This is a genomic window from Sphingomonas sp. PP-CE-1A-559 (assembly GCF_004340965.1).
Lineage (GTDB): Bacteria > Pseudomonadota > Alphaproteobacteria > Sphingomonadales > Sphingomonadaceae > Sphingomonas.
The window spans coordinates 1,060,380-1,073,564 of record NZ_SLYA01000001.1; the positions used below are offsets into that span (position 1 = coordinate 1,060,380).

A 13,185-nucleotide genomic window follows, 5' to 3' on the forward strand; every position below is an offset into this window, starting at 1 on the left:
AAGGTGGCGCTAGGGTTGCACGGCGGCAGAATACGCTGCGCCAAGATGGGGGAGTATGCATGTTCCTGAAGGGCAAGACCGCGGTCATCACCGGATCCACGTCGGGGATCGGGCTCGCCTACGCCAAGGCGTTTGCAGCCGAAGGCGCAGCAGTGGTGCTCAACGGGTTCGGCGATGCCGATGTGATCGAACGGGAACGGGCGGCGTTGGCGCAGCTTAGCGGAGCGATCGCGCTGTACGACGCCGCGGACATGACCAAGCCCGTCCAGATCGCCGCAATGGTTGCCCGTGCCGCAGCCGAGACCGGCAGCGTCGACATCGTCGTCAACAACGCCGGCATCCAGCATGTCGCCGGGATCGCCGACTTCCCGATCGACAAGTTCGACGCGATCATCGCGATCAACCTCTCCTCGGCCTGGCACATGATGCGGGCCGCCGTGCCGCACATGCGCGCCAAGGGCTGGGGCCGGATCATCTCGACCGCGTCCGCGCACTCGCTGGTCGCGAGCCCGAACAAGTCCGCCTACGTCATGGCGAAGCACGCGATCGCCGGCCTCACCAAGACGATCGCGCTGGAGACCGCGACCGACGGCATCACCGTCAACTGCATCTCGCCCGGCTATGTCTGGACGCCGCTGGTCGAGAACCAGATCCCGGACACGATGGCGGCGCGGGGGCTGACGCGCGACCAGGTCATGAACGACGTGCTGCTCGCCGCGCAACCGACCAAGGAATTCGTCACCCCCGAACAGGTCGCGGCGTTCGCGCTGTTCCTGTGTCGCGACGAGGCCAAGGCGATCACCGGCGCCAATTTGTCGATGGACGGCGGCTGGACGGCGGCGTGATCGAGCGCTGCGTTCGCGTTGGGCGATAGCCATTGCCGTCGCTGGCCCGGCAGGCTTAGCATGCGAAAAGTTTGAGGGATTCAAGATGATGCGGACTTGGCATAAGACGGCCGCATGCATGACGCTGGCGACGTGCGTATCGGCGATCGCCGGGATCGTGCCAGCGGGCGCCGCCCCGGTGCTGGATCGACAGGACCGCGATACGGATTGGCGGCGGGTCGCGACCGTCGCGGATCGCGGTCGGCTGAGAGGTTGGCGGGGCGCCTGGGTCGATGCGCTTGCGCAAGTCGATCCGCGCGAGATCAGGCAGGAGCCGGTCCTGTTCAACCCCGATCGCTCGCTCGTCGACCCGCTGCCCCCGACCGGCAACTATCGATGTCGCACGTTCAAGCTCGGTTCGCGCGCTGGGATCGGCCCGACCTTCATGGCGTCCGGATGGTTCGCGTGCAGGATCGGCGGCGGCGGCGATGGCGGCGACGTCGATGGGGGTGGAAATTCCGTGGTCAGCCTCACCAAGCTGGATGGATCGCAGCGTCCCGTCGGGACCATCTTCGCCGACACCAACGCGCGTGCGATCTTCCTCGGCACGATGGAGCTAGGTGATGAAAAGCGGCCGATGCGCTACGGTCGCGATGCGACTCGTGACATGGCCGGGCTGATCGAGCGGATCGGCACCAAGCGCTGGCGCGTGGTGCTGCCATATCCCAAATTCGAGTCGGTACTCGACGTCGTCGAACTGGTACCGGCCGACTAGCGTGGCAATGCCGCCGATTGGGTAGGCGGCACGGTCGAGCGCGGGTAGCTCGGTATCGGCGAAGACGAGGTGGCGATTACGGCACTGGTCGCGGCCAAGGGCACGATCGGCGAAAGTCCCGCGAGATACTCCTTGCCGTGCAGCCCGACCGGAATAACGCGACCGACGTTCGCGGCGCTGACGGCCTTCAGGTACGAACGCGGCTTCTTCATAAGCTTTGGCTGGTCGAGCCCCGACAGTCCGACGATCCGCGCGGCTTCCTTCACGAAATGCACGCAATTGTGATCGCCGAGACGGTACACGCTGTCCGGCTTGCCCTCGCTCCACGCATCGACCAACTTCAGCACCTGCGTGTATTGCGCGTCGGTCATCACCACCGAGAACTGCGCGTCGCTGCCGTTGATGTAGGTCGGTTTCGCGATATCGAGCATCCCCGATACCGGCCCCATCAACAGCGCCGGCGAAACCGATTTCGCGGTGAAGCCGTAATTTGCGTCGACCGGCGCGCCGCCGGCGTCGGGCACGCCCCGCAACGTGAAGAACGCGTGCGGGAAGCTGTTGCCAAGCTCGTGGCTCCAGAAGGTGATGGTGACGGCCGCCTGTGCGGGGAGCGCGTATCCCAGGCACAGGCAGAGCAGGGCGATCAGCCGAAGTAGCGGTCTCATCCCCCAATATTATTTTGGAATGTCGAGCCTTACCAGTGTGATGAGTCTGATTTAGATCAGATTTGCGTGGTATTTTGTGCGGTCGCCGGGGCAGGGGAAGCGGATGCGGCAAGCGTCGCGTTCTCGCGCTTCTCTGGACGGATATAGATCGAGGAGAGCATCGGGATGGCGGCACGCAATTCGCTCTCCATCGCCTCGATCATCGTCTCGCCGTCGCCCATCGTCACCGAATCGTCGAAGTCCGCGCTGATCGCGGCGAAGATGCTCTCGGGCGCGGTGTGGATCGTGCGGACGTGGTTGACCGAGACGATCGCGGGATGGGCGGACACGATCTTGCGGATCGTCGCGATCACCGCCGGGTCGGCGCGCTCGCCGATCAGCAGTCCCTTCGATTCCCGCGCGAGCAGTACTGCGACCAGCGCGAGGATCAGGCCGATCGCGATCGATGCAGCGCCATCGATCCGCGGATCGTTGAACGCATGGCTCGCCCAGATGCCGATCCCGGCGATGACGAGGCCAGCCAGCGCCGCGGAGTCCTCGAACAGCACGATGAAGCCGGCCGGGTCCTTCGACCGGTGGATCGCCTGCCACCAGCCCATGTCGCCCTTCGACTTCGAGAACTCCCGCACCGCGATCGTCCAGCTGCTGCCCTCGAGCGCGAACGAGATTGCGAGGACGACGTAGTTGATGGTCGGGCTGGTGAGCGGTTCGGGCTGCTGGATATGCCGCCAGCCCTCGAAGATCGACACGCCCGCGCCGATCGCGAAGATCAGGATCGCGACGACGAACGCCCAGAAATACAATTCGCGACCATAGCCGAACGGGTGCGCTTCGTCGGCGGGGCGCTTGGCCTTTTTCTGACCGTAGAGCAGCAACACCTGGTTGCCGCTGTCGACCACCGAGTGGAAACCCTCGGTCAGCATCGACGACGATCCGGTCATCCCGGCGGCGACGAATTTCGCCACGCCGATCCCGAGATTGGCGGCGAGGGCGCCGTAGAGGACGATGTCGTCCTTGATGCGAGCGGTCAGTGTCTTGGCCATGGCGCCGTCCTACACGAGGGGGCGGGGTTGGAAAGGTCCGGAATCTAACGCAGATCTCTCTTCCCCCCTCCCTGAAAGGGAGGGGCTGGGGGTGGGTGGGTTTCCGCATTTCTCGACCCGGTGCGACACGAGCGGGCCGACCCACCTCCAACCCCTCCCTTTCAGGGAGAGGCGAAGTCGGCAGAAACAGGAATACCCGCCGATGGACGAGCCACCGGCGGGATCCTTTCCTCCCCAGGAAACTGGGTAAAGCGGTTTAGCCGAGCCGGCCGAGACGGTGGTACAGCGCACTCATCCGCGTCAGCCGTTCGTCGTCGATAGAGGTCTTGCTGATCATCTCTCCGAGCACTTCCTTCATCAACGCGAAATCGTTGGTCGAGAAGACGGCGCGGGCGCGGGGTTGTTCGGTAGTCGTCTGCATGGCTTGCCTCCTTCGATGATCGTCTTGTCTCTCTCTTTACACCGATCGGGGGCCGAGAGAGGCGATGCACCGGCAATAGCGTTCGAGGTCGGTACGTTGGAAGTCCGTCCAGAGCCGCAGCAACGTCGTGGTGTCCGCCAAGCTTGTGGAACGTGTGTCGTTCTGTAAACATCGTGACAGGAGGGTTTGCGATGGCGGAACGGAAATTGCTGGCGGGGCATGCGATCCGTCGGTTGCGGCGCGGGGCAGGGCTGACGCAGGCGGCGATGGCCGACATGCTCGCGATCAGCCCGAGCTATCTCAACCTCGTCGAGCGCAACCAGCGGCCGATCTCCGCGACGTTGCTGATCAAGCTCGCCGAGAGCTTCGACTTCGATCCGCGGTCGCTTGCGGCGGGTGAACCGGGCGGCGGTGCGGATGCGATCCGGCGGCGGCTGGCCGATCCGATGTTCGCCGATCTCGAGATCGACCGCAACGAAGTCGAGGAATGGCTTGCCAGTGCCCCCGGCGGCGCGGCGGCGTTCGCCCGCGTGTTCGATCGGATCGGCGGCGGCGCGGTGGTCGAAGCGGGCGACGATCCGGTCACGCTGGTTCGTCGCGAGATCGAGCGTTGGCGCAATCACTTCGCCGACCTCGACGCCGCGGCCGAAGCGTTGGCCGACGAATTGCGGCTCGGCGCCGGCGATCTCTACGGCGCGATCGCCGAGCGGTTGCGCGCGAAGCACGGCCTGACGATCCGCGTACTGCCCGCCGACGTGCTCCCCGACACGTTGCGCCGCCTCGACCTGCACGCGCGCCAGTTGCAGTTAAGCGAGATGCTCGACCCGGCCTCGCGCACGTTCGCGGTCGCGTTCCAGCTCGGCCAGATCGAGGCGAAGGCGGAGATCGACGCGCTGGCGAAAGGCGCCGGGTTCACCGATCGCGCGGCGGAAAGGCTCTATCGCCGTCACCTCCTCGGCTATTTCGCCGCCGCGCTGATGATGCCCTACGCGCGGTTCCTCCGTGGATGCGAGACGACGGGGTACGACATCGAGCTGCTGCAACGCCGGTTCGGCGCGGGCTTCGAACAGGTCGCGCACCGGCTGACGACGTTGCAACGGGTCGGCGCGCGCGGCTTGCCCTTCTTCATGATCCGCATCGATCGCGCAGGGCAGGCGTCGAAGCGCTATCCCGGCGCCAGCGGTGCGGCGCTGGTCGAGGCGGACGGGCGCTGTCCGCTGTGGCGGCTGCATCATGCGTTCGACCGCCCGGGCAGCCTGATGGTGCAGCTAGTCGAACTCGAGGACGGCGCGCGCTGGCTGACGATGGCGCGCACCGTGACGCCGCAGGGCAGCCGCTTTGGCGCAGTGCATGCCGAGTTCGCCATCGGTCTCGGCGTCGCGGCGGCGCAGGCGGGTGTGCTGGCGGCGGCGAGCGGCTTCGATCTGGCGGGGAGGGCGATGCCGATCGGGCTCGGCTGCCGCGCCTGTTTCCGCAACGATTGCCCGCAACGGTCTGTCGCGCCGGCCGGGCGGGCGCTGCTGATCAACGAGCGCGAACGAAGGACGTCCGCGCTGACGTTTGCGGGCGACTGAGGGGGGGGCACCCTCTCGATCCCCACCCGCAAGGGGGAGGTGGCAGGCGCTTGCCTGACGGACGGGGAGGGAGGCGAAACCGCTGTTCCCTTGTCCTCCCCCTCCGTCACCTTCGGCGACACCTCCCCCTGACGGGGGAGGATTAAGATCAGGCGCCCGCGACCATCAGCGCGTCCAACTGGTCTTTCGACAGTTCCAGCGTCATCGCAGGCAGCAGGTCTTCGATCTGCTTCACGCTCGTGGCGCTCGCAATCGGCGCGGTGACGCCCGGCTGCGCGATCAGCCATGCCAGCGCTACCTGCGCATGCGTCGCGCCGGTGGCTTCGACGACCGAGTCCATCGCATCGAGTACGGCCTTGCCGGTACCTTCGAGCAATTCGCCCATCCGACCGCCGCGAACGCTCTGGCCCAGATCGTCCTTCGTCCGGTACTTGCCGGTGAGGAAGCCCGAGGCGAGCCCGTAATAGGGCAGCACACCGATGTTCTCGGTGACGCAGTAATCCTGCAATTCACCCTCGAACTTGGTGCGGCTGACGAGGTTATATTCGGGCTGGAGCACGTGATAGCGCGGCAGGTCCGACGTCTTCGCGGCTTCGACCGCGGACTTCAGGCGGGCGGCGTGGAAGTTCGAGGCGCCGATCACGCGGACTTTCCCCGCATCGACCAGCTTGCCGAATGCTTCGAGGACAGCCTCCTGCGTTTGGGAGTCGTCATCCTGGTGCGCGTAGTACAGGTCGATGCGATCGGTACCGAGGCGCTTGAGCGAGGCTTCGGCGGCGGCGGCGATGCGCGCGGGGGCAAGCTTCTCGCCGCCTTCTCCGGGGAGCATGCCGACCTTGGTCGCGATCAGGACATCGTCGCGCTTGCCGCTCGCCTTCAGCCATTCGCCGATCATGCTCTCGGACTCGCCGCCCGTGTGGCCGTCGACCCAAGCCGAATAGACGTCGGCGGTGTCGATCATCGTGCCACCGCCCGCGACAAATGCATCGAGCACGGCGAAGCTGGCGGCGCGGTCGGCGGTCCAGCCGAACACGTTGCCGCCGAGAACGAGCGGGGCAATCTTCAGATCGGTCGAGCCGAGGCGGCGGAGGGTCATCGGGTCTGATCGCTTTGATTCGAGGGGGCTTCAGTGTCTTCAGGAGCGGCGACCGCGTTCAGGTCGACGCTGTTCGCATCGAGCATCGCGGCGGCTTCGTTCAACTGGTGCGCTTCGTCGGCGGTGACTGCGCCGGGTTCGCTCGCAGGCGAGCAGGCCGCGAGCAAAGCAGGGAACAAGACCGCCGCCAAACCCAGCCCGTCATGCCAGCGAACGCTGGCATCTTTCCGCTCAGGTCGCTGGGACACGAACCGAGAGATCCCAGCGTTTGCTGGGATGACGAGGGGAGGCGGGCGGCGGTCCATTCAGACGTTAGTCCTTGATCGCGTTGCCGGCGCGGGTCAGCGCGTTGCCGGTGGCGTCGGCCGCACGGTCTGCACCGTTGCTGATCGATGCGCCTGCACGGTCTGCACCGGCTTCGATCCGGTCACCGGCGCGGTCGGCCTTGGCGTCGAGGTGATCGGTCGAGTTGTCGATCTTGGCACCGGCATTGTCGAGCGAACGCTCGGCCGAACCCAGCGCGCGGTCGCTGGCGGCGCTGACGTCGTCGACGGCATTGGCGGTGGTCGCGCTCGCATCGGCGGCGATCGCGTTGGCGGCCTGAGCGGTCTGGTCCTGCGCGTTGTTGCTGCAGGCTGCGAGGCCGGCGGTGAGCGCCAGGGCTGGGATCAGGAACTTCTTCATAGGTATCTACTCCCGTGGATGTCGTCTTGTGGACCGGGGAATGCCCAGCCCATAGCGCAATCGAACGCGGACGAAGCGTTTCCGATCCGTCACGATCGGCCGCGATGCGATAAGTCGCGGGTGCCGATCGGTAATGTTCGAGACGCACACGCCCGCGTTGACCTCATATAAAGAATTCTTTATATCTCGTCGCATGACGATGGCGCTCGAAATCTTCCGTGCTCTGGCGGACGCGACCCGGTTGCGGATCCTTGCGCTGCTGCGGCGGATGGAGCTGTCGGTCGGCGAGCTTGCGCAGGTGCTCGGTCAGAGTCAGCCGCGTGTCTCGCGCCATGTGAAAATCCTGTGCGATGCCGGGCTTGCCGAGCGGCGCAAGGAAGGCAGCTGGGTGTTCGTTGCGCTAGGATCTCCGGACGTGGTCGAGCCGGTTGCAGGCGCACTCGATGTCTGGGCGAAGGCCGAGCCGGATCACTGGGCGGTCGCGGATGCGGCACGGCTTGCGGCGGTGCGCGCGGACCGGGCGGCGAGTGCCGCGGCGTGGTTCGAGGGGCATGCCGACGAATGGGACGCGATCCGGTCGCTGCATGTCGCCGACAGCGAGGTCGAGGCGGCGATGGCGGCCGTGCTCGGCGATGCGTCGGTCGGCACGCTGATCGATATCGGTACGGGCACGGGGCGGATGCTCGAACTGTTCGGCGGGCGGGCTACGGTCGCGCTAGGGATCGATCGCAGTTCCGAGATGCTGCGGCTCGCGCGTGCCAAGCTGCATGATATGACGCACGCCGAACTGCGGCAGGCCGATCTGTACGCGTTGCCGATGGCGGATGCCGCAGCGGATGTCGCGATCCTGCATCACGTGCTCCATTTTGCGCAGCAGCCGGGGGCTGCGGTGAGCGAAGCGGCGCGCGTGCTCGCTCCCGGCGGGCGGTTGCTGATCGCCGACTTCGCCAGCCACGACCGCGAGGAACTGCGGTTGCGCGATGCGCATACGCGTCTCGGGTTCGCGGACGAGCAGATGGCGGCGTGGTTCGAGGCTGCTGGCTTGCAGACGGCGCGCATCGAGACGCTCGAGGGCGGCGAGTTGACGGTGAAATTATGGCTCGGCCGGAAGATTGGCACGAGCTTGCGTGAGGTGAAGGCGGCATGACGAACATTTCGATCCCCCAACTGGCCGAAGCGCGCCGCGCGCTTGAAGAACCGCTGTTCGCGGATCTCGCGGGCGATGTCGGCATCAGCTTCGAGTTCTTCCCGCCGAAGAGCGAGAAGATGGACGCGCAGCTCTGGGAGGCGATCCGCACGCTGGAGCCGCTAGCGCCTGATTTCGTGTCGGTGACGTACGGCGCCGGCGGCTCCACGCGCGAGCGGACTCATGCAACGGTGGCGCGGATCCAGCGCGAGACGTCGATGAACGCCGCCGCGCACCTGACTTGCGTCGAGGCGACCAAGGCCGAGATCGACCAGGTCGCCGAGGAATATTGGGCAGCGGGCGTGCGCCACATCGTCGCGTTGCGTGGTGACATGCCGACGCTGGGCCAGCCGTATCAGGCGCATCCGGGCGGGTATGAGAACGCGGCGGCTCTGGTCGCTGGCTTGCGGAAACTTCACCCGTTCGAGATCTCGGTCGCGGCGTATCCCGAGTGCCATCCGGAATCGGGTGGGCATGACGCGGATATCGACAATCTGAAGCGCAAGATCGATGCCGGTGCGACCCGTGCGATCACGCAGTTCTTCTTCTCGCCCGAGGCGTATTTCCGGTTTCGCGACCGGGTTGCGGCGGCGGGGATCACCGCGCAGATCTTGCCAGGGATCCTGCCGGTATCGAACGTCGCGCAGACGCGGAAATTCGCGGGGCTCTGCGGCGCGGAGATCCCGGCGTGGATGGACCGGCTGTTCGAGGGGCTCGACGATCATCCCTCGGCGCGGCAACTCGTCGCGGCAACGATCGCAGCCGAGATGTGCCGGCGGCTGTACGCGGGCGGCGTGAAGGACTTCCACTTCTACACGCTCAACCGCGCCGAACTGGCCTACGCGATCTGCCACATGCTCGGTGTTCGCGCGAAGCCGAGCGAAAAGGTCGCCGCGGCGTAATTCCCCTCCCGCCTGCGGGAGGGGGTAGGGGAGGGGCTGGCCCAACCCGACCGTCTCGTTTGCGGCACTTCCCTCCCCCGACCCCTCCCGCCAGCGGGAGGGGAGGAGATCGACGATGACACCACGTGAACGTTTCAACGCGGAAGCCGCCAAGCGCATCCTGATCACCGACGGCGCGTTCGGCACCGAGATCCAGAACTGGAAGCTCGACGAGGCGGCTTACGCGGGGTCGCTCGGCTTGTCGCACGACCAGAAGGGCAACAACGACATCCTGGCGATCACCAAGCCGGACGTGCCCGAGACGATCACGCGCGAATATCTCGAGGCGGGGTCGGACATCGTCTCGACCAACACGTTCAGCGCGAACGTGATTAGCCAAGCCGATTATGGCGCCGAGCATCTGGTGCGCGAGATCAACGTCGAGTCCGCCCGCATCGCCCGCGCGCTCGCCACCGAGTACGAGGCGAGGGACGGTCGTCCGCGCTTTGTCGCCGGCGCAATCGGGCCGACCAACAAGACGCTGTCGCTGTCGCCCGACGTCAACGATCCCGGCTATCGCGAGATCGACTTCGATTATCTGAAAGGCGTCTACCGCGAGCAGATCGATGCGCTACTCGAAGGCGGCGAGGGGGTCGGCGTCGACTTCATCCTGATCGAGACGGTGTTCGACACGCTCAACGCCAAGGCCGGCATAATGGCGGCGATCGAGGCGGGCGACGCGCTTGGCCGCGACGTGCCGATCATGATGTCGATGACGTTGACCGATCTCTCGGGGCGCAATCTGTCGGGGCATACGGTCGAGGCGTTCTGGCATGCGGTGCGGCATGCCAAGCCGATTACGATTGGGCTGAACTGTTCGTTCGGGGCGGAGCAGCTGCGGCCGCACGTGAAGACGCTGTCGGCGATCGCGGACACCCTGATCATGGTCTACCCGAACGCGGGGCTCCCTAACGAACTCGGCGAGTATGACGAGCAGCCCGAGACGACGGCGGGGCTGGTCGGCGAGTGGGCGGTGGCCAAGCAGGTCAACGTGCTCGGCGGGTGCTGCGGGTCGACGCCGGCGCATATCAAGGCGATGGCCGACGGTGTCCGCGGACTCGAGCCGCGGGCTGTGGTTCGGCCTGAAGTGCGGACCAAGCTCGCCGGCCTCGAACCGTTCACGATGGCCGCTTAGGCCACCGCTCCCTCTCCCCGTCGGGGAGGGGGCCGGGGTGAGGGGCGCCACGAGCGCTACCGCCCGGAACTACCCCTCACCCCAACCCTCTCCCCGGAGGGGAGAGGGGGCTAGAAGAAGCGAACCGATGACCACGACCACCTCCACCTCCACCTCTTTCGTCAACATCGGCGAGCGCACCAACGTCACCGGTTCGGCGCGTTTCAAGAAGCTGATCATGGCGGGCGACTACCCTGCCGCGGTCGAGGTTGCGCGCCAGCAGGTCGAGAGCGGCGCGCAGGTGCTTGACGTCAACATGGACGAGGGGCTGCTCGACGCGCACCACGCGATGACGACGTTCCTGAAACTGATCGCCGCGGAACCCGATATCGCGCGCATCCCGTTCATGGTCGACAGCTCGAAATGGAGCGTGATCGAGGCCGGGCTGAAGTGCGTCAGCGGCAAGCCGATCGTCAATTCGATCAGCATGAAGGAGGGCGAAGAGCAGTTCCTGGCGCAGGCTCGCAAGTGCATGGCGTACGGTGCGGCCGTCGTCGTGATGGCGTTCGACGAGGTCGGGCAGGCGGACACCAAGGAGCGCAAGGTCGAGATCTGCGAGCACGCGTACAAGCTGCTCGTCGGCATCGGCTTCCCGCCCGAGGACATCATCTTCGATCCCAACGTCTTCGCGGTCGCGACGGGAATCGAGGAGCACAACAACTACGGCGTCGACTTCATCGAGGCGTGCAAGGAGATCAAGGCGCGCTGTCCGCATGTCCATATCTCGGGCGGGCTGTCGAACTTCAGCTTCTCGTTCCGCGGCAACGAGCCCGTGCGCCGGGCGATGCACAGCGTGTTCCTGTACTACGCGATCCCCGCGGGCATGGACATGGCGATCGTCAACGCCGGCCAGCTCGACATCTACGACGACATCGATCCCGAACTGCGCCAGGCGGTCGAGGACGTCGTGCTCAACACCGATCCCGAGGCTGGCGACAGGCTGGTCGCGCTGGCCGAACGCTATCGCGGCACCGACGTGGTCGCGGAGAAGGCGGCGGCGGAATGGCGCTCGCTGGGCGTCAACAAGCGGCTCGAATATGCGCTGGTCAAGGGCATCGACCTGCACGTCGTCGAGGATACCGAGGAAGCGCGGCTGATCATCGCGGGCAATGGCGGGCGTCCGATCGAGGTGATCGAAGGCCCGCTGATGGACGGCATGAACGTCGTCGGCGACCTGTTCGGATCGGGCAAGATGTTCCTGCCGCAGGTCGTGAAGTCGGCGCGCGTGATGAAGAAGGCGGTCGCGCATTTGCTGCCGTATATCGAGGCGGCCAAGGAGCCCGGCGCGCGCGGCAAGGGCAAGATCATCATGGCGACCGTCAAGGGCGACGTGCACGATATCGGCAAGAACATCGTCGGCGTGGTACTCCAGTGCAACGGCTTCGATGTGGTCGATCTCGGTGTCATGGTGCCCTGGTCGAAGATCCTGGAGTCTGCGAACGAGAACGATGCGGACATGATCGGGCTTTCGGGGCTGATCACGCCGAGCCTCGACGAAATGGTGACGGTGGCCGAGGAGATGAAGCGGGCAGGCATGACGATGCCGCTGCTGATCGGCGGCGCGACGACGTCCAAGGTGCATACGGCCCTCAGGATTGCGCCCGCGTATGACGGCCCAGTGGTGCATGTGCTCGATGCGAGCCGTGCGGTGGGTGTCGCGTCGACCTTGGTGTCGGACACGATCCGCGACGAGTTCGTGACGAAGACCGCGGACGAATACGAGGCGGTGCGGATCTCGCGCGCGAACAAGGGGCAGAGCGAGTTGCTCCCGCTGGAGACGGCGCGCGCGCGCGGGTTCGTGGCGGACTTCGCGATGAAGCCGCCTGCGCCTGTAAAGCCTGGCGTGCATGTGTTTTCGGATTGGGACCTGTCGGATCTGCGCGACTATATCGACTGGACGCCGTTCTTCCGCGCGTGGGAGTTGGCGGGGAACTTCCCGGCGATCCTGACCGACAAGGTCGTCGGGGAGAGTGCGAGTTCGCTGTATGCGGATGCGCAGGCGATGCTCGACACGATCGTCGCGGAGAAATGGCTGACCCCGCGTGGGGTGGCTGGGTTGTGGCCGGCGCGCCGCGAGGGCGATGACGTGGTTCTTTTCCCCTCCCGCTTGCGGGAGGGGTCAGGGGAGGGGCGTGCCGCACAAGAAGGCCCTTCCCCGACCCTTCCCGCAAGCGGAAAGGGGGCAGAAGACGAGGTCCGTCTCCCCATGCTGCGCCAGCAGATCGCCAAGCGCGAGGGCCGCGCGAACATGTGTCTTGCCGATTTCGTCGACACGCAGGACGACTGGTTCGGCGGCTTCGCGATCGGCATCCACGGGATCGACCCGCACATCGCCCGCTTCAAGGCGGACAACGACGACTACAACGACATCCTGCTGAAGGCGCTCGCCGACCGCTTCGCCGAAGCCTTCGCCGAACGTCTCCACAAGCACGTCCGCACCGATCTGTGGGGGTATGCGCCCGACGAGCAGCTTACCAACGAGGCGATGATCAAGGAGCAATATCGCGGGATCCGCCCGGCGCCGGGTTACCCCGCGTGCCCGGACCACAGCCTCAAGCCGATCCTGTTCGACCTGCTCGACGCGCCGACCGCGACCGGGCTGGAGCTGACCGAGAGCTTCGCGATGTTCCCAACCGCGGCGGTCTCAGGGTTCTATTTCGGCCACCCGCAGGCAGAGTATTTCGGCGTGGCCCGTGTTGGCCGAGACCAGCTCGAGGATTATGCGGCACGACGTGGCGCCGACCTGAAGACCGCCGAACGCTGGCTTCGGCCTAACCTGGATTGAAGGCCCTTCCCCGACGG

Annotated in this window: 13 protein-coding genes; 7 read left to right on the forward strand and 6 right to left on the reverse strand. The window is 66.0% G+C overall.

The window, feature by feature from the left end; genetic code table 11:
* Window positions 1–59 precede the first annotated feature (59 nt).
* Complete coding sequence (locus C8J42_RS04840) at window positions 60–845, forward strand: 3-hydroxybutyrate dehydrogenase (RefSeq protein ID WP_133019069.1); 786 nt, start codon at window positions 60–62, stop codon at window positions 843–845.
* Between the two features lie 88 nt (window positions 846–933).
* The gene (locus C8J42_RS04845) at window positions 934–1,599 is read left to right on the forward strand and encodes a DUF4893 domain-containing protein (protein WP_243644084.1); all 666 of its coding nucleotides are present in this window, start codon (window positions 934–936) and stop codon (window positions 1,597–1,599) included.
* Here C8J42_RS04845 and C8J42_RS04850 read toward each other — a convergent pair.
* The 3 genes from C8J42_RS04850 to C8J42_RS20025 all read right to left on the reverse strand — a co-directional run bounded on the left by C8J42_RS04850 (window position 1,596) and on the right by C8J42_RS20025 (window position 3,728).
* A complete protein-coding gene (locus C8J42_RS04850) occupies window positions 1,596–2,264 on the reverse strand; it encodes a hypothetical protein (RefSeq protein WP_133019070.1) in 669 nt (222 codons plus the stop codon). The genes C8J42_RS04845 and C8J42_RS04850 overlap by 4 nt on opposite strands.
* Window positions 2,265–2,320: 56 nt before the next feature.
* Entirely contained in the window at window positions 2,321–3,307 is a 987-nt protein-coding gene (locus tag C8J42_RS04855) for a cation diffusion facilitator family transporter (protein ID WP_133019071.1), read from the reverse strand.
* 256 nt (window positions 3,308–3,563) lie between these two features.
* Window positions 3,564–3,728 carry a hypothetical protein gene (locus C8J42_RS20025; protein WP_164913371.1) on the reverse strand — a complete coding sequence of 55 codons (165 nt, stop codon included), beginning with the start codon at window positions 3,726–3,728 and terminating at the stop codon, window positions 3,564–3,566.
* A gap of 191 nt (window positions 3,729–3,919) precedes the next feature.
* Here C8J42_RS20025 and C8J42_RS04860 point away from each other — a divergent pair, with 191 nt between their 5' ends.
* Complete coding sequence (locus tag C8J42_RS04860; protein WP_107963643.1) at window positions 3,920–5,302, forward strand: short-chain fatty acyl-CoA regulator family protein; 1,383 nt, start codon at window positions 3,920–3,922, stop codon at window positions 5,300–5,302.
* 148 nt (window positions 5,303–5,450) lie between these two features.
* Here the strand turns inward: C8J42_RS04860 and C8J42_RS04865 are convergent, their stop codons facing one another.
* From C8J42_RS04865 to C8J42_RS04875, 3 genes are all read right to left on the reverse strand, one after another.
* Window positions 5,451–6,398 carry an aldo/keto reductase gene (locus tag C8J42_RS04865; protein ID WP_133019072.1) on the reverse strand — a complete coding sequence of 316 codons (948 nt, stop codon included), beginning with the start codon at window positions 6,396–6,398 and terminating at the stop codon, window positions 5,451–5,453.
* Complete coding sequence (locus C8J42_RS04870; protein ID WP_243644087.1) at window positions 6,395–6,646, reverse strand: hypothetical protein; 252 nt, start codon at window positions 6,644–6,646, stop codon at window positions 6,395–6,397. Before C8J42_RS04870 ends, C8J42_RS04865 begins: the two co-directional genes overlap by 4 nt.
* Window positions 6,647–6,710: 64 nt before the next feature.
* A complete protein-coding gene (locus tag C8J42_RS04875) occupies window positions 6,711–7,082 on the reverse strand; it encodes a hypothetical protein (RefSeq protein WP_133019073.1) in 372 nt (123 codons plus the stop codon).
* Between the two features lie 193 nt (window positions 7,083–7,275).
* Between C8J42_RS04875 and C8J42_RS04880 the strand changes: the two genes are divergently transcribed.
* From C8J42_RS04880 to metH, 4 genes are all read left to right on the forward strand, one after another.
* Window positions 7,276–8,229, forward strand: a complete 954-nt coding sequence (locus C8J42_RS04880; RefSeq protein WP_133019074.1) for a metalloregulator ArsR/SmtB family transcription factor — start codon at window positions 7,276–7,278, stop codon at window positions 8,227–8,229.
* Window positions 8,226–9,170: a methylenetetrahydrofolate reductase gene (gene metF, locus C8J42_RS04885; protein WP_133019075.1), complete on the forward strand. Its 945-nt coding sequence runs from the start codon at window positions 8,226–8,228 to the stop codon at window positions 9,168–9,170. The genes C8J42_RS04880 and metF overlap by 4 nt, the downstream gene beginning before the upstream one ends.
* Before the next feature lie 115 nt (window positions 9,171–9,285).
* The gene (locus tag C8J42_RS04890) at window positions 9,286–10,344 is read left to right on the forward strand and encodes a homocysteine S-methyltransferase family protein (RefSeq protein ID WP_133019076.1); all 1,059 of its coding nucleotides are present in this window, start codon (window positions 9,286–9,288) and stop codon (window positions 10,342–10,344) included.
* A 37-nt stretch (window positions 10,345–10,381) separates the two neighbouring features.
* On the forward strand, window positions 10,382–13,168 hold the full coding sequence (metH, locus tag C8J42_RS04895) for a methionine synthase (protein WP_279388716.1): 2,787 nt from the start codon (window positions 10,382–10,384) through the stop codon (window positions 13,166–13,168).
* The last annotated feature ends 17 nt before the right edge of the window (window positions 13,169–13,185 follow it).